26 protein-coding genes are annotated in these 23,144 nt (G+C 60.2%); 16 read left to right on the forward strand and 10 right to left on the reverse strand.

All coding sequences use genetic code 11. The features are described 5' to 3' along the window. Positions 1 to 38: 38 nt before the first annotated feature. Positions 39 to 1,070, reverse strand: coding sequence for an L-idonate 5-dehydrogenase (locus ACZ9BX_RS23705; RefSeq protein ID WP_476220486.1), 1,032 nt, complete (start codon positions 1,068 to 1,070; stop codon positions 39 to 41). Positions 1,071 to 1,082: 12 nt separating this feature from the next. Next, positions 1,083 to 2,030 carry a 2-hydroxyacid dehydrogenase gene (locus ACZ9BX_RS23710; protein ID WP_476220487.1) on the reverse strand — a complete coding sequence of 316 codons (948 nt, stop codon included), beginning with the start codon at positions 2,028 to 2,030 and terminating at the stop codon, positions 1,083 to 1,085. A gap of 87 nt (positions 2,031 to 2,117) precedes the next feature. On the opposite strand from ACZ9BX_RS23710, the gene ACZ9BX_RS23715 reads away from it, so the two are divergent. From ACZ9BX_RS23715 to ACZ9BX_RS23735, 5 genes are all read left to right on the forward strand, one after another. Further along, entirely contained in the window at positions 2,118 to 2,876 is a 759-nt protein-coding gene (locus ACZ9BX_RS23715) for an SDR family oxidoreductase (protein WP_476220488.1), read from the forward strand. Positions 2,877 to 2,889: 13 nt separating this feature from the next. Continuing rightward, positions 2,890 to 3,381, forward strand: a complete 492-nt coding sequence (locus tag ACZ9BX_RS23720; protein WP_476220490.1) for a gluconokinase — start codon at positions 2,890 to 2,892, stop codon at positions 3,379 to 3,381. Next, a complete protein-coding gene (locus tag ACZ9BX_RS23725) occupies positions 3,378 to 4,265 on the forward strand; it encodes an NAD(P)-dependent oxidoreductase (protein WP_476220492.1) in 888 nt (295 codons plus the stop codon). The genes ACZ9BX_RS23720 and ACZ9BX_RS23725 overlap by 4 nt, the downstream gene beginning before the upstream one ends. Beyond that, on the forward strand, positions 4,262 to 4,594 hold the full coding sequence (locus ACZ9BX_RS23730; RefSeq protein ID WP_027513084.1) for a hypothetical protein: 333 nt from the start codon (positions 4,262 to 4,264) through the stop codon (positions 4,592 to 4,594). The genes ACZ9BX_RS23725 and ACZ9BX_RS23730 overlap by 4 nt, the downstream gene beginning before the upstream one ends. Positions 4,595 to 4,678: 84 nt before the next feature. Beyond that, positions 4,679 to 5,698: a LacI family DNA-binding transcriptional regulator gene (locus ACZ9BX_RS23735; protein WP_476220495.1), complete on the forward strand. Its 1,020-nt coding sequence runs from the start codon at positions 4,679 to 4,681 to the stop codon at positions 5,696 to 5,698. A 49-nt stretch (positions 5,699 to 5,747) separates the two neighbouring features. Here the strand turns inward: ACZ9BX_RS23735 and ACZ9BX_RS23740 are convergent, their stop codons facing one another. From ACZ9BX_RS23740 to ACZ9BX_RS23755, 4 genes are all read right to left on the reverse strand, one after another. Next, on the reverse strand, positions 5,748 to 6,479 hold the full coding sequence (locus tag ACZ9BX_RS23740) for an amino acid ABC transporter ATP-binding protein (protein ID WP_476220497.1): 732 nt from the start codon (positions 6,477 to 6,479) through the stop codon (positions 5,748 to 5,750). Then, positions 6,460 to 7,119: an amino acid ABC transporter permease gene (locus ACZ9BX_RS23745; RefSeq protein WP_027513082.1), complete on the reverse strand. Its 660-nt coding sequence runs from the start codon at positions 7,117 to 7,119 to the stop codon at positions 6,460 to 6,462. Before ACZ9BX_RS23745 ends, ACZ9BX_RS23740 begins: the two co-directional genes overlap by 20 nt. Further along, a complete protein-coding gene (locus tag ACZ9BX_RS23750; protein ID WP_027513081.1) occupies positions 7,116 to 7,820 on the reverse strand; it encodes an amino acid ABC transporter permease in 705 nt (234 codons plus the stop codon). The genes ACZ9BX_RS23745 and ACZ9BX_RS23750 overlap by 4 nt, the downstream gene beginning before the upstream one ends. 68 nt (positions 7,821 to 7,888) lie before the next feature. After that, entirely contained in the window at positions 7,889 to 8,692 is an 804-nt protein-coding gene (locus ACZ9BX_RS23755; protein ID WP_476220500.1) for a transporter substrate-binding domain-containing protein, read from the reverse strand. 201 nt (positions 8,693 to 8,893) lie between these two features. Between ACZ9BX_RS23755 and ACZ9BX_RS23760 the strand changes: the two genes are divergently transcribed. Continuing rightward, positions 8,894 to 9,916 (forward strand): LacI family DNA-binding transcriptional regulator, encoded by a 1,023-nt coding sequence (locus tag ACZ9BX_RS23760; RefSeq protein WP_476220501.1) that lies wholly within the window; start codon positions 8,894 to 8,896, stop codon positions 9,914 to 9,916. A 98-nt stretch (positions 9,917 to 10,014) separates the two neighbouring features. Here the strand turns inward: ACZ9BX_RS23760 and ACZ9BX_RS23765 are convergent, their stop codons facing one another. Genes ACZ9BX_RS23765 through ACZ9BX_RS23775 form a run of 3 tightly spaced genes read right to left on the reverse strand, consistent with a single transcriptional unit; the run spans position 10,015 to position 13,734 of the window. Further along, complete coding sequence (locus tag ACZ9BX_RS23765; protein ID WP_476220502.1) at positions 10,015 to 11,115, reverse strand: ABC transporter substrate-binding protein; 1,101 nt, start codon at positions 11,113 to 11,115, stop codon at positions 10,015 to 10,017. A gap of 40 nt (positions 11,116 to 11,155) precedes the next feature. Beyond that, the gene (locus tag ACZ9BX_RS23770; RefSeq protein ID WP_476220503.1) at positions 11,156 to 12,220 is read right to left on the reverse strand and encodes an ABC transporter permease; all 1,065 of its coding nucleotides are present in this window, start codon (positions 12,218 to 12,220) and stop codon (positions 11,156 to 11,158) included. A gap of 17 nt (positions 12,221 to 12,237) precedes the next feature. Further along, a complete protein-coding gene (locus ACZ9BX_RS23775; protein ID WP_476220504.1) occupies positions 12,238 to 13,734 on the reverse strand; it encodes a sugar ABC transporter ATP-binding protein in 1,497 nt (498 codons plus the stop codon). Positions 13,735 to 14,013: 279 nt separating this feature from the next. Between ACZ9BX_RS23775 and ACZ9BX_RS23780 the strand changes: the two genes are divergently transcribed. The 6 genes from ACZ9BX_RS23780 to ACZ9BX_RS23805 all read left to right on the forward strand — a co-directional run bounded on the left by ACZ9BX_RS23780 (position 14,014) and on the right by ACZ9BX_RS23805 (position 19,855). Beyond that, positions 14,014 to 15,357 carry an extracellular solute-binding protein gene (locus ACZ9BX_RS23780; protein ID WP_476220506.1) on the forward strand — a complete coding sequence of 448 codons (1,344 nt, stop codon included), beginning with the start codon at positions 14,014 to 14,016 and terminating at the stop codon, positions 15,355 to 15,357. A 77-nt stretch (positions 15,358 to 15,434) separates the two neighbouring features. Then, positions 15,435 to 16,325: a carbohydrate ABC transporter permease gene (locus tag ACZ9BX_RS23785; protein ID WP_476220507.1), complete on the forward strand. Its 891-nt coding sequence runs from the start codon at positions 15,435 to 15,437 to the stop codon at positions 16,323 to 16,325. Positions 16,326 to 16,332: 7 nt separating this feature from the next. Beyond that, positions 16,333 to 17,220: an ABC transporter permease subunit gene (locus ACZ9BX_RS23790; RefSeq protein ID WP_027513073.1), complete on the forward strand. Its 888-nt coding sequence runs from the start codon at positions 16,333 to 16,335 to the stop codon at positions 17,218 to 17,220. A 30-nt stretch (positions 17,221 to 17,250) separates the two neighbouring features. After that, a complete protein-coding gene (locus ACZ9BX_RS23795) occupies positions 17,251 to 18,381 on the forward strand; it encodes a sn-glycerol-3-phosphate import ATP-binding protein UgpC (RefSeq protein ID WP_476220508.1) in 1,131 nt (376 codons plus the stop codon). A gap of 30 nt (positions 18,382 to 18,411) precedes the next feature. After that, positions 18,412 to 19,326, forward strand: a complete 915-nt coding sequence (locus ACZ9BX_RS23800) for a sugar phosphate isomerase/epimerase family protein (RefSeq protein ID WP_476220510.1) — start codon at positions 18,412 to 18,414, stop codon at positions 19,324 to 19,326. 280 nt (positions 19,327 to 19,606) lie between these two features. Next, complete coding sequence (locus ACZ9BX_RS23805) at positions 19,607 to 19,855, forward strand: HVO_A0114 family putative DNA-binding protein (protein ID WP_476223017.1); 249 nt, start codon at positions 19,607 to 19,609, stop codon at positions 19,853 to 19,855. On the opposite strand, the gene scpB is transcribed toward ACZ9BX_RS23805, so the two are convergent. After that, positions 19,754 to 20,404, reverse strand: a complete 651-nt coding sequence (gene scpB / locus ACZ9BX_RS23810) for an SMC-Scp complex subunit ScpB (RefSeq protein WP_476220511.1) — start codon at positions 20,402 to 20,404, stop codon at positions 19,754 to 19,756. The genes ACZ9BX_RS23805 and scpB overlap by 102 nt on opposite strands. A 150-nt stretch (positions 20,405 to 20,554) precedes the next feature. On the opposite strand from scpB, the gene ACZ9BX_RS23815 reads away from it, so the two are divergent. From ACZ9BX_RS23815 to ACZ9BX_RS23830, 4 genes are all read left to right on the forward strand, one after another. Then, positions 20,555 to 20,824 (forward strand): acylphosphatase, encoded by a 270-nt coding sequence (locus ACZ9BX_RS23815; protein WP_476220513.1) that lies wholly within the window; start codon positions 20,555 to 20,557, stop codon positions 20,822 to 20,824. A gap of 168 nt (positions 20,825 to 20,992) precedes the next feature. Beyond that, on the forward strand, positions 20,993 to 21,646 hold the full coding sequence (locus ACZ9BX_RS23820) for a Rieske 2Fe-2S domain-containing protein (RefSeq protein WP_476220514.1): 654 nt from the start codon (positions 20,993 to 20,995) through the stop codon (positions 21,644 to 21,646). Then, positions 21,643 to 22,488, forward strand: a complete 846-nt coding sequence (locus tag ACZ9BX_RS23825) for an aromatic ring-hydroxylating dioxygenase subunit alpha (RefSeq protein WP_476220515.1) — start codon at positions 21,643 to 21,645, stop codon at positions 22,486 to 22,488. The genes ACZ9BX_RS23820 and ACZ9BX_RS23825 overlap by 4 nt, the downstream gene beginning before the upstream one ends. Further along, a complete protein-coding gene (locus ACZ9BX_RS23830; protein ID WP_476220516.1) occupies positions 22,485 to 23,144 on the forward strand; it encodes a glutathione S-transferase family protein in 660 nt (219 codons plus the stop codon). The genes ACZ9BX_RS23825 and ACZ9BX_RS23830 overlap by 4 nt, the downstream gene beginning before the upstream one ends.

A 23,144-nucleotide genomic window follows, 5' to 3' on the forward strand; every position in this document is an offset into this window, starting at 1 on the left:
GCACAGCCGTTCGGAAAGCACGACGCGCGGGACTGGTGTCAACTAAAGGCAATCTGCGTCTTCATCGCCTGGCTCCGGTCAGTCGCCAGTTCGAAAGCCGCCTCAGCATCCGATAGAGGCAGCGTGTGGGTAATCAGCGGCTTCACATCGATCAGGCCCTTTTGCATCAACACGACGCCGGTCGCGAACTCCTCGTGAAAGCGGAAGGAACCGCGCAGGTCCAGTTCCTTGGCCGTGATCGCCATCATCGGAAGGTTCATGTCTCCACCAAGGCCAAGCTGTATGATCACGGCGCGTGGGCGAAGAGCAGCGATCCCGGCGACCAGCGCAGGCGCTGCACCAGAGCATTCGTATAGTATGTCGAATGAACCCTTATGGGCTGTATAGGGGGAAAGCGCATCCGGTTCGCTACGCATATTGATCGTCCGGTCCGCGCCGGCCTTGCGTGCCAGCGAGAGGGTGAAATCCGAAAGATCCGTTGCAACGATTTCGGCGGCCCCGGCACGCCGGGCGGCAATGATCGACAGAAGGCCGATTGGCCCGCAGCCGGTCACCAGAACCCGTTTACCCAATATTTCTCCTGCCCGGCGGGTCGCATGCAGAGTAACAGCCAGGGGTTCAGCCATCGCCGCCTCGCCTGCGGTAAGACCATCCGCCGGCACGCACTGAACGGCATCGGCGACAAGAACCTCGCGGAAAGCCCCCTGGATATGCGGGAAGGGCATGGCACTGCCGTAAAACCGCATATTGAGGCATTGGTTATGCAGCCCTTCCTGGCAATAAAGGCAGGATCGGCACGGTCGGGACGGTGAAACAGCTACGAGTTGGCCCGGTTTCAATCCGTCGACACCCGCGCCGAGCGCCTCCACATACGCGGAAACCTCGTGCCCCAGGATCATCGGCTCACGCAGCCTGACGGCACCGAAACCGCCGTGGTTATAATAGTGCAGATCGCTGCCGCAGATGCCGCCGGCCGCAAGGCGCAGGCGCACTTCTCCTGGTCCTGGCGCTTCGATCGGGCGCTCCTCGATGCGCAGGTCTTTGGGACCGTGAACGACGATGGCTTTCATCGGCGCGTCTCCTTAAAGAACCGGGGTCAGCAGGGGCTGCCCGGCAAAATGCGCCACGAGATTGTCACGCACAAGCTGTCCCATGGCCTTGCGTGTCTCGATGGTTCCAGACGCGTGATGCGGCTGCAGGAGCACGTTGTCCAGAGCGAGAAACCGTGGATTGAGCGCCGGCTCGCCTTCGAACACGTCAAGGGCGGCGGAGCCGAGCGCACCGCTTTCGAGTGCATCGAGCAGGGCCTCCTCATCGATATTGGAGGCGCGGGAGATATTGATCAACATTCCCTCCCCGCCGAGAGCGGCGATCACCTCGCGGCCCACAATGTGGCGGGTTGCGGCGGACGCGGCCAGCGTGACGAAGAGAAAGTCGGACCGGGTGGCAAGCGCGACGGGATCGGCAATAAACTCCCAATCGGCGGCAAAATCCTTTGGCGCCACATCCGAATAAGCGATCTGCATGTCGAAGCCTTGGAGGCGTTTGGCAACTTCATAGCCGATCCGGCCAAGACCGAGTACGCCGGCACGCCGCCCCCAGACGCGGCGCTTCAGCGGGTAGAGGCCTTTTGCCATCCAACTTCCGTCCTTTACCCAGCTTTCCGCGCCGATCATGCCGCGCGACAGGCACAACATCATCGCCACGCCAAGATCCGCGACGTCGCTCGTCAGCACGTCCGGTGTGTTGGTGACGCCGATGCCGCGTTCCCGGCAGGCGGCGAGATCGACGGCGTCAAAACCGACCCCGTAAACCGAAATCAGCTCGAGCGCGGGGCAGGCCTCGATCATGGCCCGGCTGGCGCCGAGTTCGCCTCGCGTGGCGATCGCTCGGACTTGCGGACCGACGGCGGCAAGAAGGCCTGGCTTGTCGGCTGCCTCGAAATAGCGATGAACGGAAAACACAGCATTCAGAGGCGCTTCGTCCCATTCCGGATAGGGCCCGACCTGAAGGATCTGGGGTTTGCTCATTTCGGTGTCTCCGTCCCTTGACAATTAATGTTATCGATAACATAAAGACAGGCATGAGGAATGTCGAGACAAAAATAAGGGGGAACCATGGGGCAGGACTTGTTTGATTTGACGGGCCGCCGAGCCCTCGTCACGGGATCGTCGCAGGGGATCGGCCTTGCTCTTGCGCGCGGCCTTGCGAATGCCGGTGCCGAGATCGTGCTCAACGGCCGCGACACCGGAAAACTTGCGGAAGCCGCGAAAGGCCTTGGTGACGGTACGCATCAATTGGCATTCGACGCGACGGATCATGGGGCAGTGCGCGCAGCAGTAGACAGCTTCGAAGCAACAATCGGCGCGATCGACATCCTCGTGAACAATGCGGGAATGCAGCACCGCACGCCGCTCGAGGATTTTCCGGCGGACGCATTCGAGCAGCTTATGCGAACCAATGTCTCCACTGTTTTCAACGTCGGCCAGGCGGTCGCGCGACACATGATCAAACGCGGAGCGGGTAAGATCATCAATATCGCCAGCGTGCAGACGGCACTGGCTCGTCCCGGCATTGCGCCCTACACGGCGACCAAGGGCGCCGTCGGCAATCTGACCAAGGGAATGGCGACCGACTGGGCCAAATACGGGCTGCAATGCAATGCCATTGCGCCTGGCTATTTCGATACCCCATTGAACGCCGCCCTGGTCGCTGATTCCACCTTTTCCGCCTGGCTGGAAAAACGCACGCCGGCGGGCCGCTGGGGCAAGGTGGACGAATTGGTCGGCGCCTGCGTGTTCCTCGCCTCCAATGCATCCTCATTTGTGAATGGACATGTGCTTTATGTTGACGGTGGCATTACGGCCTCTCTCTGAGGTTCCGCAGCGAATGGTGCTGATGGGCGTTGCGGGATGCGGCAAGTCTTCGGTCGGCGCCGCGCTCGCCGACCGATTGGGGGCGGCATATTTGGATGGCGACGACCTTCACCCGCCATCCAATATCGACAAGATGCGACGCGGCGTGGCCTTGGACGACGAGGACCGCTGGCCGTGGCTGACACTTGTGGGTCAGACACTGGCCAGAGCCGAAGGGCGACAAATCATTGGCTGTTCAGCGCTTAAGCGGGCCTACCGCGCTCATATTGCGCAAACCGCGGGAGAGGTGATTACCTTCGTTCATCTCGCCGGGTCGCCCGAGGTCATCAGGGCGCGAATGAATGCCCGAACAGGCCATTTCATGCCGGCCGGCCTGCTGGCAAGCCAGTTCGCGGCGCTGGAGCCACCGGACGCGGACGAGAATGCATTCAGTGTGGATATCGACCGGCCGCTCGGCGCGATCGTCGAGGCAGTCGTCACGCAATTAAAAGGAATGGAAACATGACGAACAAGGTTGCATTGATCGGCGCGGGCGCGATGGGCGGCGCCATCGGAACACGGCTTGTAGAAGCCGGGAACCACTTAACGGTCTTTGATCTGGACGCAGCCAAGATGCGCGAGCTGGTCGACAGAGGCGCTACGCCGGCGGCAAGTGCGGCGCAAGCAGCGGCCGGTTCGGACTATGTCATTCTCAGCCTCAACTCGGCAAAAATCGTGCGGCTCGCCGTCTTTGGCGAGGGCGGCGTTGCTGGCGGCGCCAGGCCCGGAACTCTCATCATAGACATGTCCTCGATCGACCCTGAGGCGACGAAGTCCCTGGCGTCCGACGCGGCGGAAAAGGGCCTGCGCTGGGTCGACAGTCCCTTGTCGGGAGGCGCGCCCAAGGCGCTGATCGGACAGCTCACGCTTATGGCCGGCGGCAAGGCCGAGGATGTCGCCGATGCACATGAGGTGCTGCGGCACGTCGCCTCGAACTACACACATATGGGGCCGTCCGGCGCTGGCCAGACCACGAAACTGATCAACCAGGTTCTCTGCGGGCTCAATTTTCTGGCCGTGGCGGAAGCGACGCAATTGGCGCTCGACGCCGGCGTGGATGCGGCGAAGATCCCACAGGCGCTGAAGGGCGGCCGGGCCGACAGCGCAATTCTGCAGGAATACATGCCGCGCTTTGTCGCCAAAGATTACCGTCGCACCGGCCGGATCGACAACATGGTCAAGGATTTGAATGGGGCGCAGGATCTCGCCCGCCGCACCAATACCGCCATGCCGCTGACGGCGCTCTGCGCCGAAGTTCATCGCATGCTGACTGCCGCCGGTCTCGGCGGTGAGGACCAGGCCGCCCTGATGGAATTTTTCAAGGGACCCAACAAGGATATCGTACAATGATAACACGCTACGCCCTCTTCGAAGGAAAAGTGAAGAACGGTCAAACTGAGGCGTTTCGGGCCGCCGTTCTCAACGACATCCTGCCGAAATGGAAGGCCTTTCCCGGCGCGCTTGATGTCCGAGTGACATTCGCGGATGCCCGTGATGAAGGAGCTCCGGAAATCCCCATGATCCTTGCGATCAACTATCCCGATCTCGCAACCGTCGAAGCCGCGCTTGCAAGTCCAGCCCGTTCGGCGGCCAAGGCAGCAACGGAAGAGGTGTTGGCGCGCTATTTCGACGGGCGAATCCATCATCACGTCACTCAGGCAAACGAGTTCCCGCTTTGAGGCAAGCATCACAGAAATCACAACCTGCTTGCAATTAGGCGCAAACATGGTTGTAGTGGTCTGGTAACGATAACATGGATGCAAATGCCCAATATTCGTAAGCCACCAACCATGGCGGATGTCGCCCGTATGGCAGGCGTGTCGCCGATGACGGTGTCGCGCGCTTTCAAGCGCGACACCTCCGTCAGCCAGGAGACGCGCGAGGCTGTGCTGCGCGCAACCGAGGAACTTGGTTACGTCTTCGACAGTACGGCTTCCAATCTGCGATCACAGCGCACCGACTTCGTGGCAGTCACGATCCCATCGATCAACAATGCCAATTTCGCTGATACGGTGCGGGCGCTGTCGGACGGTTTGTCGGATAAGGGTTTGCAGGTCCTCCTCGGCTACACGAACTACGACGTTCGTGAAGAGGAGCGGCTGATCGAGCAGCTCTTGCGGCGCAAGCCGGAAGCAATCGTGGTGACGGGCGGCAAGCATACGCCCCGAGCCCGCAAACTGCTGTCGAATGCCGGCATCCCTGTCATTGAAACCTGGGATCTTCCGGAAGAACCGATTGGACACGTGGTTGGCTTTTCCAATGCCCTGGCTGTACGCAAGATGATCGATCATTTTGTCACTGTTGGCTATCGAAAGATCTCCTTCATCGGTGGCGATGCTGACCGCGACACGCGCGGCAGTGATCGGCGGGCCGGCTTCATCACTGCTATGGAGGATCACGGGCTGGACGCGACGCGGCTGATTGCCGCCGGGCCGCCACCGATTTCAATGCGCGAGGGCGCGAACGCGATGGGCCGGTTGCTGGAGCATTTTCCAGATACCGAAGCGGTGATCTGCGTCTCTGATCTTTCCGCCTTCGGCGCCCTTACCGAATGTCAAAGGCGCGGCATTGCGGTGCCGGACCAGATCGCCATCGGCGGCTTCGGCGACTATGAGATCGGTGCAATTTGCGTCCCCAGTCTGACAACGATCAACGCCTTCGCAGCTGAAATCGGAGCGAAAACGGCGCGGCTCATTCTCGACGTCTTGGACGGGGCGCTTGCGGACAGCGCGGGACTGATAACGATCCGGCCGGATTTGATCCTGCGCCAAACAAGCCGCTGATGGACCTGCGGGCCGGAAGCAGATTTCCTCCAGGCCCGCTGTGTCAGGACTACTTGACGTCCGATTTCACAAACTGCCGCAACTCCGGCGTCCGTGGATTAGCGAACAACTCCTTGGATGCCCCCTGCTCCCAGATCGTGCCCTTGTGCATGAAGATCGTCTGCGTAGCCACCCGCCGCGCAAAACCCATCTCATGCGTGACGAGTATCATGGTCATGCCGTCGCGGGCCAGTTTTTCCATGACCACCAGCACTTCCTCGGTCAGTTCCGGATCGAGCGCAGAGGTGACTTCGTCGAAGAGCATCACCTTCGGCCGCATCGCAAGTGAACGGGCAATCGCCACCCGCTGCTGCTGGCCGCCAGAAAGCTGGTCCGGATAGGCATCGAATTTTTCCGATAGGCCTACGAGTTGAAGGACCTCGCGAGCTATCTCCCGTGTCTCCGCTTTCGCAACGTCTTTGACAATGCGGGGCGCCAGCATGATGTTCTCGCCTACCGTCAAATGCGGAAAGAGGTTGTAGCTTTGGAAGACGATGCCGACATCGGTGCGCAGGCTTCGCAGCGCCTTTGCGTCTCCTCCGAGCGCATGGCCGGCGATCTCGATGCGGCCGGAATTGATCTTTTCCAGGCCGTTCATGCAGCGTAGCAGTGTGCTCTTACCAGAACCGGACCGGCCGATCAGAGCGAAGACCTCCCCGCGCCCGACGCTCAGCGATACCCCCTTGAGAACTTCGAGCGCACCGAAGCTCTTGTGAACATTTTCAACGATTACTTCCGGCATGAAACCTCCTCTCCAGCCAACGCGACAGCTGGGACAATGGATAGCAGACGACGAAATAGAGACCGGCCACCGCGATGAAGACGCGGAAGGGCTGGAACGTCGTGTTGTTGACAAGCTGACCTGCTCGGGCCAGTTCGACGAAGCCAATGATCGAGGTGATCGAAGTATTCTTGACCACCTGCACCGCAAAGCCGACGGTTGGCGGCAGCGAGACGCGGATCGCCTGCGGCAGGATGATGTAGCGGTATTGTTGCAGCCGGGTCATGGCGAGCGATTGCGACGCTTCCCATTGTTGCTTCGGCACCGCCTGAATGCAGCCGCGCCAGATTTCCGCGAGATAACCTGACGCGTAAATCGTCATCGATGCGCCCGCGGCAAAGAGCGGCGGCAATTCAAGCCCGGCAAGGCTGAGGCCATAATAGGACAAAAACAGGATCATCAGCACCGGAATGCCCTGGATGACCTGGATATAGGAACCTGCGGCAAAGCGCATGGCCTTGACGGGCGAGGTTCGGGCAAGCGCTACGGCAAAGCCGAGCAGACCTCCGCCGATCAGCGCGATGACCGTCAGGAGAATGGTCCATTGCAGCGCTTGCAGCAGAAAACCGAATTCATTGAAACCGAATGTTCTCAGCGTCATGCCGGCACCTCCGGCAGGGCCGTCATCGTACGGCGGGCAACCCGCCGGCCGAAAAGCCGCATGCCGAGGAGCGCCAAGCCTGCGCGCAGCGCCAGTGCCAGCGCGAGATAAATCAGCGTGACGACAATATAGACTTCGAAAGACCGGTAGGTTTGCGATTCGACGAACGCGGCCGAGGCGGCAAGTTCATGGGTCGAAATTGCCGAGCAGATGCTGGAGGCCAGCATCATCAACACGAACTGGCTGCACAGTGCCGGATAAACCTTGGCGACCGCCGGCACCAGGATGACGTGGCGATAGATCTGGAAGCGCGTGAAACCGAGCGCCTCGCCTGCTTCAATCTGAGATTTATGCACGGCCTCGATGCCGGCGCGGATGATTTCCGTCGAATATGCGGCAAGATTGATGGTCATGCCGATCAGCGCCGCCGTATCGGCGCCCACGCGAATACCAAGTCCAGGCAGGCCGAAATAGACAATAAAGAGCTGGACCAGAAACGGCGTATTGCGGATCACCTCGACATAGGCATCGACAAGATAGCGCACCGCGCCGCCCTTTATGGAGCGCAGAGATGCAAGCATGACACCAGCCACTGAGCCGAGAATGATCGAAAGGACCGACAACTTGATCGTCAGCCAGATGCCGCTCAGGATTTCGCCCTGATACTGCGCCAGTACGCCGAATTGAAATGTATAGGACATAGGTGAGCTCCGTCGAAATTTCGCGGCCTGCCGGCCGATGTCACCGGCAGGCTCGTGTGCAAGCTCAATCAGAAGGACGGAAGGGTCGGCATCGGACGGCCTGTCCATTTCGTCGCGATCTTGTCGAGATCGCCGGAGATCTTCATCAGATAGATCGACGTATTCAGCCACTGACGCAGTTCGAGGTCCTCCAGCTTCGTCGCCATCGAATTGCCTTGCTGGAAGAAGGTGAAGCCGACCTGCAGGCCAGCGTCAGGACGCTGCTTGATGATCGCTTCACCCACAGTCGACGGCAGTGCAACCGCATCCGCTTGACCGGCAATCAGCGCCTGCGCACTGGTGGAGTCGTCCTCGAAAACCACGATTTCCATGTCCGGGACGGCCGCCTTGCGGAGCGCGGTTTCCTGTGACGAACCCCGATTGACCGCAACGCGCTTGCCCTGAAGATCGGCAAGGCTCGCAAACTTCTGGTCGGGACCAGATATGATGTCCATGTTGAAGGCGCTGTAGGGCTGGGTAAACATGACGGTTTTTGCCCGTTCACCCGTCGGGGCCAGTGTCGCAACGAGGAAATCGACCTTGCCGGTCTGGAGTGCCGGAATGCGGGCCGGCGGCGTCAATGGCACGAGTTCAACAGGCAGCGAGAGATATCCGGCAATCAAGTTGGCGACGTCAACGTCGTAGCCGGTAGGATTACCCTTTTCGTCCACCATGCCCATGGGCGGCGCACCGGTCAGGACGCCGATCCGAACCGTGCCGCGTGATATAATGTCATTGAGCGTGACCGCCCTGGCTTCGGCGGTCATGGCCAGGGCCGTGATGCCGATTGCGACTGCCGTTACAACCGCGCGCATAGAATTGAAAACTTTCATGACTTCCTCCACCTGATTTGACTGGGCTCTTTGCTGCCGCATGCGAAGCGACAGAACCGCCCCATCGCTCGCCTCCCCCGATTCCCCTTGCACCAGGCATTGCATCCCAACAATGCAAAGGTTATCGTTAACTTCCTTAATGTTATCGATAACAAATGGCATGTCAAGCTAGTTTTCTTTTCACGGCACGGGATGGGGCAAATGGCACACGACAGGGCGAGGATCGTCACGCTGCTTGATGTGGCAGCAAAGGCGGGCGTAAGCAGCATGACGGTCTCAAAGGTAATGCGAGGCGTCGGCAACATTTCCGAGGAGACGCGGCAGAGGGTGAGGCGTGCCGCAGACGAGCTTGGCTATCTGCCGAACAACCTTGCGGGATCATTGAGTTCGCGCAAGAGCCGGATGGTAGCGGTGATCATCCCATCGATCAGCGACATCGTTTTTTCCGAAGTGCTGAGCGGGGTAAACGCCATCCTCCGGCCAAGAGGGCTTCATACATTCATTGGGGAATCCCATTTCGATCCCGGCATCGAAGCAGACCTCATCCGGGAGATGCTGTCGTTCCGTCCGGCAGGGCTCTTGCTGAACGGCGGCATGGCGCGAAGCGCCGCCTCCGATAAATTGCTGGAAAGACGCAACTGCCCGGCGATTCAATTGTGGGATTGCGACAATGAAGATCTCGATTTCAGCGCTGGCCCTTCGCACGCCGAGGCGGGGCGCCTCGTTGCTGCGCATTTCCTCGAGCGCAGCCTTAGACGCATTGCCTATGTCGGAGCCGAATTGGAGAAGGATCTCTGCGGCCGCTGGCGCTACCTTGCCTTGCGGTCATCGCTTGCGAGCGCCGATATCGACGTGATCAGCATGGTTTGTGAAAACCGGCCGAGACAAGCCGAAACAGGACGCGCCCTGACGCAGCAACTGATCCGCAACCATCCCGAGATCCAGGCGATTCACTTCCTGAATGACGCGATGGCGCTCGGTGGCCTCTCCTATCTGCACGAAGCGGGAATAGCGGTCCCGGAGCAGATGTCGGTGGTGGGATTTAATGGCACGTCCATACCCAACACGGTGCGAACCAGGCTTACAACCATTGATGTGCCGAGGGCCGCGATCGGAAAAGCAGCGGCTCAGGCCCTCTTGAATATACTTGCAGACGTGCATCTGAACAGGTCGTGGCGGGCTGAGATACAGCTCATCCAGGGCAACACCACGACGAAACCATGATCGATCGCGTGCCCATCGCTTCTTTCAATATCGCTTGCGACACAACGTGCTAAAAAAATGGCACCATTCGCGGTGCCCAGTTTCCGGGAGGGAGGCCGTTACATCTTGCCCCAGAGCTTTTTATACTCGTCGCGGTAGCCGTTTTCCGGATCGAACGCGTTCTTGGGGCCGCCGTCGAATTCGACATTGTCGGCGGTGACGACATGGAGCGGGGAAAGATAGCCCGACCATTGTTCGCCGGCGAAGGCGCGGTTCAGCTCGTCGACGAGCTGCCAGCCCTGCAGGTTGAGCGGCTCGGCGACCGTAACCTTCTGGAACTGCCCGGCGCGGATGCGCTGGTAGGCCGATTCCGAGCCATCACCGGCCGCGACGTTGATCGGCGCGTCTGTGCCGCCCTTGCCGGCGGCTGCCAGTGACGGGCCCATGAAGTCGAAATAAAGATCGTTGATGGCGAGCGAATGGGTCCACTGGTCGCCGTATTTCTGCAGCAACGATGTCGTCAGCTGCGGCATGCGCTGGGAGGTTTCGGCAATGGGCGTGTCGACATATTCAAGAACCTTGCCGCCGAGTTTCTCAATCTCCTCTTTCATCCTGTCGGCCTTGGCGATGGCGATCGCATAGGTCGAATCGGTGAAAATCACGACGCCCGGCTTGCCTTTCGCATCGGCATAGGCCCAATCTGCAGCCGACTTGGAAACCTCCATGGCGTCGGTGCTGACGTTGGCGAAAAGGCCGGTTTTTTCGTCAGGACCGATCACCGGGCCTGCATGCCAGGCAACCAGCGGAATTCCTGCAGCCTTCGCCTGCTCAAGAGCTGGCGCCTGCTCGACGGCATCGAAGCCGTTGATGATAATCCCGGCGGGCTTCAGGGCCATGGCCTGGCCGAATGCTGCTGTGCGGCCGCCGATCGAGCCCGCACCGTCGAGAACCTTGACCTGCCAACCCATGGCGGCTGCGGCTTCCTCGACGCCGGTGGTAACACCCAAGATGCCGCCGTTCTTCAGATCGCCGGCGAGTACGACGATCGTCTTGTCTTCTTGTGCCTTAGGTCCTGTCTTCGGACCGTCCCAGGTGGTGACGCGGGTCGCATATTTGTCGACCACGGCCTTGGCGTCGGACATGGCATCCGCCAGTGCCGGTCCCGCAAGTATCAAGGCCAATACGGCGACGGAACTCTGGATAAGCGTTCTGCGTTTCATGGTTCTTCCTCCCTTTGAAGATTGTGTGCGCCGGGCGCGATCAGTTTTTCGATGGCTTTCCAGACACTGGACCTGGGACCGCGGCTTTTCCGACAGCACCCCGCTTCCTCTGCGCGTAACCGGCGATGCCGATGGCCACGAGCAGGGTGATGCCGTTGAAGAGTGGTTCAACGAAGAACGAGCCACCGATTTGCTGGATGCCGGAAATGCCGACCGCAAGAATGATGACACCGGTCATGGTGCCCCAGACATTGACCCGTCCAGGCTTGATGGTGGTGGAGCCGAGAAAGGCGCCGACGAGCGCCGGCAGCAGGTATTCGAGGCCAACACTGGCCTGGCCGATACGCAGCTTCGAGGCGAGCAGGACGCCTGCAAGCGCGGCAAGCGTGCCCGACGAGACAAAAGCGCCGATGACAAAACGGCGGACCGGAATGCCGTTCAGCGCCGCCGCTTTCGGATTGGCACCGATCGCATAGACGTAGCGGCCAATCGGCAGATATTCGAGAACGAGCCAGAGCACGAGGGCAAGCAGCAGCACATAAAAGCCGGTGATGGGCAGGCCGAACACCATCGTGCCGTTCAGTGAATAAAAGCCCTCCGGCAAGACTCCGACGACCTGGCGTCCGCCGGTGTGCCAAAGTGCTAGCGCATAGAGAACCGTACCGGTGCCGAGCGTTGCGATGAACGAGTCGATGCGCGCGACCTCCACCAGAAGACCGTTGAGGAAGCCGGTGACCGCGCCGAGCGCAAGCACGATGGCAACTGCAATCGGCCACGGCACGCCGAACACGGTCTGCAGGCTGATCGCAAGAATGTGCCAGAGCACGATGCCGTAGCCAACGGTGAGATCGATGCGGCCCGCAGCCATCGGAATCATTGCTGCCAGCGACAGGAGGGCGATGATCGCCTTGTCGGAAACGATCGAGCGAAGATTGAGGACCGTCGGAAAGGTCTGCGGCAGGAGAAGCGAAAACAGCACGATAAGCAGCAAAGTAAGGATGACCAGCCCGTAAACCGGCAGGAACCGCAGCAGTTTCTGCATGAAGCTGAGGCCTGCCAGCTCGGCTCGGGTCGGCTCAAGGGCGGTGGATTCGATCGACTGCATTATCTTTCTCCCGGAACTCAAGCGGCCTCTGAAGCCGACGCGGCAGCGATCACCGCCGATGTGGTTAAATCCGCACCTTGCAATTCACGCACGATCCGTCCGCGTGAAAACACCAGGGCACGATGGCAGATATGTGCAATTTCCTCGAAATCCGTCGACACGACGACGACCGCGAGACCTGCCTCCAGCGCACGGGCGATCAACCGATAGATGTCGGCCTTGGCACCGACATCGACACCTGCGGTCGGATCCTCGGCGATCAGAAGCTTGCGGTCGGTTGCAAGCCAGCGGCCAACCACCACTTTCTGCTGGTTGCCCCCCGACAGCGCTTCGATCGGCAGGCTCTGGTCATTCGGCCGCAACCCGACACTCTCCCCGATCGCGCGCGCCAGGGAAGCTTCCTTAAACGGCGAGAGGAAGGAGAAGGGCCTGCGTCCGGAGGCTCCAGGATTGATGAAGGTGTTTTCTCGAAGCGACAGCGACATGGCGATGGATTCTTCGGTGCGGTCGCGCGCGATCAGCCCTATGCCGGACTTCATTGCCGCGACCGGGCTCGATAGGTCCGGTACCGCCCCACCGATATTTACTGCGCCGGAAAAAGCTTCGCAGCCAAAGAGTGCCCGCCCGATCAGTTCTTGACCGGCGCCGCGCAAGCCAACCAACCCAAGCAGCTCTCCTTTTCGGATGTCGAAGGAAACGGGTCCGGCGCTGCGGCAGGCAAGGTCCCGAACACTGACGATCGTCTCGCCCGGGTTGCCAGCTGCTTTGGCGAAGATTTGGTCCGCCTTTCGGCCGACGATCATTTCAATCAATTCGTCCGGCGTCGTCTGTGCCACCGGCTTCTGGCCGACTAGGCGACCGTCGCGCAAGACCGCGACCCGATCGGCGATGCGGAAAATCTCATCGAGCCGATGCGACACGTAGATCATCGCGACCCCTCGCGCTTTCAGCGGACGGATGGCGTTGAAGAGGCGTTCCACCTCATCGGCCGGAAGGCTGGCGGTCGGCTCGTCGAGAACAAGCACGTCCGCTTCTACGGCGAGCGCGCGGGCGATCGCCACGAGCGATTTTTCGGTGCGGGTGAGGTCCTGGACACGCGTCGACGGCTCAAAATCGCAGCCGACGAGGTTCAACGCCTCCCGGGCCCGCTCCTCCGTCCGCCTCCAGTCGATCAGGCGCGAACGCATGGAGAAACCCTGCGCCAATCCGACATTTTCGCCGACCGTCATCCATTCAATCAAGCCAAGGTCCTGGTGGATAAAGGCAACCGGCTGACGTTCGTTTGGCTTTGGTGGCCGATGGACATAAGGCTCACCACGGAACTGAATATCGCCGCCGTCCGGCTTATAGATGCCGGCCAAGGTCTTGATGAGCGTCGATTTGCCTGCGCCGTTTTCTCCGAGAAGCGCGAGGATCTCCCCTGGGTGCAGATTCAGGGATACCTGAGACAATGCCCGGGTGCCGCCGAACTCCTTGGTGATGGAGCGAAACTCCAGCAGCTTTTCGCTAGTCATCGGCGCTCCTCCCAAAGCTCAGTGAACCTGCAAGCTATGGTATGTTATCGATAACAATCCTGTCAACAGGAATTAAGAAGCTGGTTGGTTGCGATCAAGGCATTGCAATGGCTTGTGGCCTCGACACCGAACAAGACAAACGGAATTGCGAAGTTCGTCATCCAAGTTTCACGGAAATTAGCGCTGACTGTCACATTGGGCTGCTAGCTGAAGCAGCGAACGAGCCGTGGCAATCCAAGGGCCAGCGGGTCATCGTTACACTTCCAAGGAGCACTTGCGATGAGACTCACTGTTCTTCAATCAGCTCTGGCGTCTCTCCTGGCCGCCACCGCATTTGGTGCTGGTCCGGCCTATGCCGAGAAGACCAAGTTCGAATTCTGGTACGGCCTGTCTGGCGATCTCGGCGAGCGCGTACAGGACGCCTGCAAAAAGTTCAACGACATGCAGGCGGACTACGAAATCATCTGCACCTCGCAGAACGGCTACGACACGACGCTTCAGAACACGATTGCCGCCTATCGCGCCAAGAAGCAGCCGGCGATCACCCAGATCTACGATGCAGGCACGCTCGATATGATGCTTTCCGGAGCCTTCGTGCCGGCCAAGAAACTGATGGCCGACAACGGTTATGCGATCGACTGGACCAACTATTTCAGCGGCATCGCCAATTACTACGCGACGGCTGCAGGGGAATTAAACTCCTTCCCGTTCAACTCTTCGACCGCCATGTTCTATTACAATGTCGACGCCTTCCAGAAATCCGGCATCGACTTCAAGCCCGAAACCTGGGAACAGGTCGAGGAAGCCGCCCGCAAGCTGAAGGCGGCGGGTTTCGAATGCCCGCTCGGCTTTAACTTCGATACATGGCAGATGATGGAGCAATTTTCCGCCATCCACAATCAGCCGCTCGCAACCAAGGGCAACGGCTACCAGGGTCTGGACGCCGAACTCGTCTTCAACAAGACCAAGTTCGTCGACCATGTGGCGTTCTTCAAGAAAATGGCCGACGAGAAGCTGTTCGTCGTCAAAACGAAGCAGCTCGGCATGGACATCGTCCCCGCGTTCACCTCGCAGACGTGCCAGATGATCCAGACCTCGATCGCTGACCACGGTACGATCGGCAAGACGCTGCCGGAAGGCGTCAAGTGGGAAGTCGCCATGCTACCGGTCTGGAAAGGCACGCAGCGGCAGAACTCGCTGGTCGGCGGTGCCTCGCTATGGGTCATGGCCGGTCGTCCGGAAGCCGAATACAAGGGCGCGGCCGCTTTCCTGAACTTCCTCGCCACGCCGGAAATGGCCCAATGGTGGTCGACGGTTACTGGCTACATCCCAGTCACCAAGACCGGCTTTGAGGGCATGAAGGCAAACGGTTTCTACGACAAGGCTCCCTACAAGGGCCGCGAGCTCGCAATCGCCAGCCTGACCTACACACCGACCTCGGAGAACACGCGCGGCATCCGCCTCGGTGGTTTCACCCAGATCCGCAAGGAGGCCTCTACGGCGCTGGAAGCGATTTTCATGCAGAACGCCGACGTGCAGGCTGAACTCGACCAAGCCGCCGAGCGGGGCAACGCCGTGCTGCGCCGCTTCGAAAAAACCTATGCCGGCCAGAAGCTGAACTGAGTTTCGCAAGCAGTAAGAGCCTGCCAGCCGGGTGCAGGCAGGCTCTCGTCCCCGAAATATATTGGTTTGATTGATCCATGGAAAAGCGGGCCGTTTTCAAGAGCTGGTGGCTGCCAATCCTTTTCGCCCTGCCGCAGATTCTTCTGATCCTTCTTTTCTTCTATTGGCCGGCACTCGCGGTGATGAAGTGGGCTTTCACGCTGGAACCCCCCTTTGGCGGGGCAGCGGAATTTGTCGGGCTGACGAATTTCGACGAGGTGTTTTCCGATCCCTTCTATTGGAATTCTGTCGCCGTCAGCCTCGTTTTCGCGCTTTGCGGGACTTGCTTCACCATCCTGGTCGGTCTCGTTTTGGCAATTGCAGTGGATCGGCGGCTCCCCGGTTCGGGACTATTCCGTTTCCTCTATATCCTTCCCTACGCAATCGCCGGACCGGCCGCCGGCATGGCCTTCCGGTTCATTCTTTCGCCCGAACGCGGGCTGATGGCCTCGGTCAACGCCGCTTTCCCCGATTTCTGGAACCCGGCAAAATACGGCAGCCACGCGCTCATCCTCGTCATCGTCATCTTTGCCTGGAAATGGGCCGGTTACACCTTCATCTTCCTGTTGGCCGGCCTGCAATCCGTGCCACGCTCTCTGACGGAAGCCGCTGCCATGGACGGCGCCGGACCGATCCGACGTGCGATCGATATCCAGGTTCCGCTGCTGGCGCCGACACTGTTCTTTCTGCTCGTCATCATGATGACGGAGGGGTTCGTCGGTTCGGACACCTTCGGCATCGTGCACAGCACGACAAGTGGCGGACCCAATCACGGAACGGAGGTCATGGTGTTTCGCATCGTCGATGAGGCTTTCAAGGGGCTCAATTACTCTGGCGCCTCGGCGCAGAGCATCGTCCTGATCGGCCTGATCATGGTCTTCACATTCATCCAGTTTCGCTTCATCGAGAAGCGCGTGCACTACAAGTGAGCCCATCATGATCCAGCGCACCCCGATCGCCGATGCACTGACCTACGTGTTGATGGTTTTCGGCTTCATCCTGTTGATCGGCCCGTTCCTCGTCATTCTGGCCGGTGCCAGTCAAACGCTGCAACAGATCAACAGCGTGCCGTTCCACTTCCTGCCGCAGGACCGCTTCCTTGAAAATGCCTCTGCTGCCTGGTCGCGCGCCAATCTCGGCTCGGCCATGATCAACAGCCTGATCATGGCCTGCCTCGTCACCGTCGGCAAAGTGGCCCTTTCGGCCTGCACAGCCTTTGCCATCGTGTTCTTTCGCACGCCGCTCAAGCACTTCTTCTTCTGGATCGTGTTCATCACGCTGATGCTGCCGCTCGAAGTTCGCGTGGTCCCGACCTATGCCGTGGCTGCCGACCTTTTCCAGCCGTTTCGATTGCTGATTTCGGCCCTGACAGGCATTGAGGTCTCGGTCGAATGGAACCTGCTTAATTCCTACGCGGGTCTCACCCTGCCGCTGATTGCCACCGCAACAGGCACATTTCTCTACCGGCAATTCTTCATGACGCTGCCGGACGAACTTGCCGAAGCCGCCCGCATGGACGGTTCCGGGCCCGTGCGCTTTTTCGTCGACATGCTGGTACCCCTTTCGCGCACCAACATGCTGGCGCTCACCACCATCATGTTCGTTTACGGCTGGAACCAGTATCTATGGCCGCTGCTGATGATCACGGACCCGGCCTATAAGACGACAATGATGTCGCTGAGCGCGCTGCTCCCTTCGGAAAACGGCCTGCCCGACTGGAATGTCACGCTTGCAGGGTCGCTCATCATCATGGCGCCGCCGCTCATCGTCGTTGCGGTGCTGCAACGCTGGTTCGTCCGTGGCCTGGTCGCAACCGAAAAGTGATCCGGCGATTTAAAGAAACGAGGTTCAAACATGGCTGACATCGATATCCGCGCCGTGCGCAAGTCCTACGGCAAGACCCAGACGCTGCATGGCATCGACCTCTCTTTTGCCTCAGGCGAATTTGTCGTCATTCTTGGCCCCTCCGGCTGCGGCAAGTCCACGCTTCTGCGCATGATCGCCGGACTTGAGGAAATTAGCGCCGGCGAAATCGCAATCAGCGGTCGCGTCGTCAACCGCCTCGAGCCGCGCGAGCGCGGCTGCGCCATGGTGTTCCAGAACTATGCGCTCTATCCGCATATGACGGTTGCCCAAAATATCGGCTACGCGCTGAAGGTTGCCGGTGTGTCAAAGTCAGAGCGCGAAACGCGCATCGAGGAGACGGCGAAGATCGTCGGGCTTTCCGAATATCTTGCGCGCAAACCAGCAGCATTGTCCGGCGGCCAGCGTCAGCGCGTCGCGATGGCGCGCGCCATCATCCGTGAGCCGCAGGTGTTTCTGTTCGACGAGCCGCTGTCGAACCTCGACGCGAAGCTGCGGGTGACCATGCGGGCGGAAATCCGCAAGCTGCACCAGCGGCTTGCGGCAACGTCCATCTTCGTCACCCATGATCAGATCGAGGCGATGACGCTTGCCGACAAGCTGGTAGTCATGGCCAAGGGGCATGTCGAGCAGGTCGGTCAGCCGCTCGACATCTATCATCGGCCAGCAAGCACATTTGTCGCATCCTTCATCGGCTCCCCCGCGATGAACCTCTTCAATACGCGCGTCGAGGTCGAGACGGCCTCGGTGCGTTTCGGCGGCGCGCAGGTGCCCATCGACCCTGTCCTGGCGGCCAGCTTGCGCGGCAGAGATGTCACGATCGGCATTCGGCCGGAGCAATGCGCCGTTTCGCCGGACGGCCGCGGCGTGCCGGCGACGATAGATTTCATCGAGGAACTCGGCTCTGGCCGCGTCGTCCATGCTGAGATCGATGGCGTACCTTTTGCAGCTGTCATCGGCGAGCACATGAGCGTGCGTCCCGGCGATCGAGTAGGTTTGGAATTGCCGCCGTCCCAACTGCATGTCTTCGACCGCGATAGCGGTCGCCGGATAGACATCGAGATCAGTTCGAGCTTCCAGCAACAAGTGGCCGGCGTTTCGCAGCTGGCGATTGTTCACTGATTTTCTGAATTCCCTCCAGGAGAAACCCGCATGAACAACATCATTTCCGCCGTCGGCTTTTGCAACCGGACCGGCAAGGGCGACTTGAGTGTGCTTGACGCTTCGCTACGGGAAATCGCCGAAACAGGGGCCGATGCCTGCGAGATCGGCATCTACGCTGAGGAAATCATTAGCGGCGGGCGCATCATCGAGGACAGAACGCGTCGCCTCGCCGATATCGTTCGCCAGTACACTTTCAAAAAATTATCGCTGCATGGCCAGATCCTCTCCAACTTCATGGATCGCGAGCATCTGCACCTCCAAAAGAAGGTCGTGCGGGCGATGCTGGAACTGTGCGACCGGCTGGGCGCGGGCATACTCGTCCATCATTCGGGCGCCGGACAGCTTGCCAGTGGCGAAAATGGCGCCGATCTCGACCGAATGGAGCGCGAGGCGCTGGCTGAGATGGGCGACGTCGCGAAGGGCTATGGCGTACGCATCGCGCTTGAAAACATTTTTACCACTGAAAGCGGCCAATACCGCCAGACGCCGAGCGAAGTGGCTGCAACCGTCAAGGCGATCGGCTCGGACCACGTCGTCGCGCTGATCGACTTCTCGCATGCCTATATCGAATCCACCTATCGCAATCTCGATTTCCTCGAAGAACTGCGCGCAATGGCGCCGGTGACCGGTCACCTGCACGTGCATGACAGCTTTGGCTTGCCCTATTCCATGACGCGTTTCTATCATCCGGCCGAGGCAACCGCGCTCGGTATCGGCGATCTGCACTTGCCGATCGGCTGGGGCGACATTCCTTGGGAGGACATCTTCAGCACGCTTACGTTCCTTCCGGACACGTCGCTGATCATGGAAATTAACGCAGAACGCTTTGGTGACCAGCAGCCGGCGTGTTTGGAAAAGGCGAGACGCCTTGCGGGATTGCTCAAGCAGCAATGGGCTGCCTAAGAACGACGCGCGAAGTTCTTGGCGGCACCTCTGTGTCCGAAGTTGGCGATCGGACCTGATGATGGCGGAGGTCGCCTGACCGCTATAGTCAGTGGCCTTGGCTTCGACGCCGAAACGCTGAAGACTTAAGGACAGAAGTGGATTCGATGATTCACGAACGAGGAGTGATCTGATGACAGAACGAACGCTTCGAGTGGGGGTGGCATCGTATGAGCAGATGAAGGCTCGGACTATGACAATCGCGCGAGGAGAGCAGAAGCCTGACAGGGACGATCCAACCATGTGGTTCACATCTCTCGAAAGTTTCGCCAAGGTTCTCTCGGCGCGGAACCATGCGTTGCTCGACCTGATCGCGCAGCGCAAGCCCGGGTCCCTGGCCGAACTCGAAACCCTCTCGGGCCGCGCCAAGTCCGACCTCTCGCGAACACTAAAGACCATGGCGCGGTACGGGTTGGTGGAACTTGAAGGCGGAGATCACGGGCGTATTGTACCTCGCGCGCCCTACGATCATATCAAGCGCGCCTCCTGATCTTGTGGTCGGCGGACCGGCCGATCGCAAGACGTCACACCTCTTGGTGTGCGCCAGTTCGATTTCATCTACGGCCTGTCCCACGGCATGTCGACTGAGCAAGCCGGCATCCGCCAGGCTCTCCGTATCCGGCAGGTCGCGCAGCGTCTCAAGACCGAAGGCGAAGAGGAAATGCTCCATCGTCACATAGGTGTACCGCGTCCCGGGCGTCGGGCTGCGTGACCCGGAGGAAATGAAGCCCGCGCCACGCAGAGTCCCAATCGTGTCGCTGTTGGTTTCCTTGCCAAAAACCTTCGACAGCTCGTTACGGTCATCGGCTGGAGATAGCCCACCAGCACCATCGCCTCGACTTCGGACAGCGCCGCGGCGGCTGACCGGATTGGGTGCTGAAGAAGCGCGGATCGCCTCGGCAAAACGCAGGCGGGTGCGATGCTGCCAGCCGCCGGCGACGGAGACTAGCTCGTGGGGACGACCACGCCGTTCTTCCACGAGGTCGACCAGCAGGGTCGAGGCTGCAGGCTCGTCCCACAACCGGCGCCAGTATCTCACGGTTCGGTCGAAGCGAAGATTACCGCCTCGACCGTTCGAGTTTCAACCCCAGCCGGAACCCGCATCCTCACCCTCGCTTTGATGATCACCCTTCCATAAGTCCACTCGGGCGTTATGCTGCACACCAAGGTAGCAAACATAAGGCCCTTCATGACGAAGCAACATCAGAGCGGTTTGCGGGAGCGGATGACGATCCTTGGCGATCTTGATGCTGCCTCCTTCGTTCCCTGGATCCGACGCCACGCCGCCAAGCTCGGGCTCTCACAGGCCATATCTCATACCGGCCCCGACCGGATCGAACTCGAGGTCGCGGGACCGGTGGAACTGATCGACATGATGGAGATGGGATGCTCTCTCGGGCCTATCGACGTCTGGGTGGAGACGATACACCGCGCACCGGTTGACGGCGGAAGCGACTAGGCCTCGACCGGCTCTTTTGGGCTGCACGCACGTCTCCTGCCTTTTATTTAATCAATATTGCCAATGCAGAATAATTATGCAAACGTGAGAACACTGGGAGGCGGCCGTCGACGTCAACGCCGGAGTTTTCGCCACGCAGGCCATTGATTTTATATAGAAAGCCGAGTGATGCTGTCAGATACGACGGGCTCTTGGACGCCAGTCGCCCTTTCTGCGGATTTGCCAGCAGGAACCGTTATGCCGGCACGGACGCCAGCCGGGCCGATTGCCCTCTGGCGAAGTCAGTCGGGGCACGTGGCAGCATCGACAGACCGATGTCCGCATCGCGGCATGCGCTTGTCTTACGGCTTCGTGCGTGGCGAGGCCCTTTCCTGCATCTATCATGGCTGGAGCTATAGCCGGACCGGAAACTGCCTGCGCATCCCCGCCCATCCGGGCCTCATGCCGCCGGAAACGATCCGCGTAGAAACGCAGCAGGCCGAAGAGTCCGATGGGATCATCTGGGTTGCGGCGGGACAACTCGCGGCCGAGCCCCCGCGGCTTGAAGGTCTCGCTCCATTGCGCTCCCTGGTGGCACATGCCGGCGTCGTGGCGGTCGAGGCTGCGGCAAGCGCGAAGGCAGGTCCCGAGGGACTTGTCTGGCAGCCGCAGAATTCGCGGACAATCCGGCTGTTGCTCGTTCCGCAAGACGACGACCAGACGCTGATCCATGTTCTGCTCGACAATGACAGCAGCCTGTCCGCGCGCATCGCCGCGTCACGGGCCGCCGAGACGTTGCGGCGGATGGCCGAGGAGCTTCAGACGAAAGGGATCGCGTCATGAGGCAAAACGCGATGATCGACGAGTGGTATCCGGTCGGTCTCTTCAGTCAGCTCGACTTCAAGGGGCGCAGGACGGCCCTGATGGGAGAGCCCATCGATGTGGGTCTCGACGAGCAAGGCGACGCCAAGGTGACATCCAGCAACGGACGCACGCTGCCCGTTTGCGTCCGCTACGACCACGTCTGGTCCTCTCTCGGCAAGCCTCGGAAGGATCTTTTTCCGATCCCCGAGGCTGATCAGCCCGGCCGCCGGTTTGTCGAGGTTGGCGTGGTTCGCGTGCGCTGCTCACCGCTGCGTGCCGTCGAGAACTTTCTCGACATCGCGCATTTTCCGTTTGTACACACCGACATCCTGGGTGCAGAGCCGCATACCGAGGTGCAGAACTACAAGGTCGAAATCCGGGAGGACGAAGATGAGGTATGGGCAACGCAGGTGAAATTCTACCAGCCGCAGGCTGCCAAATCGGCAAGCGGTGGCATCACGACGGAATACATGTACCGCGTGCCGGCACCGACCTGCTCCGTTCTTTACAAGACCTGCCCGCCCCGTCCCGGTGAATGGGACGTCATCACGCTGTTCGTCCAGCCACTTGCCGAAGACTTGTGCGACGTCTGGCCGTGGATGGCACTCTTCGACGATGTCACGCCGATGACCGACCTGATCCAGTTTCAGCAGACGATCTTCCTGCAGGACCGGTCGATCCTCGAAAACCAGATTCCGCGGCTCCTGCCGCTTGATCCCGGGATGGAAATTCCAACGAGAGCCGACCTGACTTCGATCGCCTACCGACGCTGGCTGAAACGCCACAGCTATACATACGGCGCACAGCTGGTGGCGGAATGAAGCTCTACGACTATGTCCTCTCTCCCAGTTGCTACAAAGTCCGTCTGATGGCGGCACTGACGGGTGTGACACTGGAATTGCGCCCGGTGGATTTTCACCCCGGCGCCGAGCATCGTGGCCCCGAACTCATGGCGCTTAATCCGGCGGGTTCCATCCCGATCCTCGAGGATGGGGATCTAATCCTTACCGAATCCGCCGCCATGCTCGTCTATCTCGCCACCAAGGCGGCGCCGGCCTGGCTCGGCAGCGGCACACCGGAAGAAACGGCCCGTGTCCAGCAGTGGCTTTCGTTCTCGCACCGGCTGACCGTCAACCTCGGAGGCGCGCGCCTTCACGAAATGCTGCTCCGTCCAGGGGACATAGACGCACTTCAAACGCAGGGCATCGCGGCACTTCGCGAGCTGGAAGCCGGGCTTGTCGAACAGCGCCTGCGCGGCATGGGTTTCGTCGCGTCGAACCGGCCGACGGTTGCCGATATCGCCTGCTTTCCGTACGTCGCACTCGCGCCGGACGGCGGCATCCCGCTCGACCCCTATCCCGCCATCAGGCTCTGGTCACGGGCGATCCGCAGCCTCGAAAACTTCATCGAGATGCCCGGCATCCACCGGCTGCACGAGCTGAAGCCCGAACCGCAAATCGAACCGGGCGAGGCATGA

It is taken from the genome of Rhizobium sp. USDA 3886, assembly GCF_056279785.1.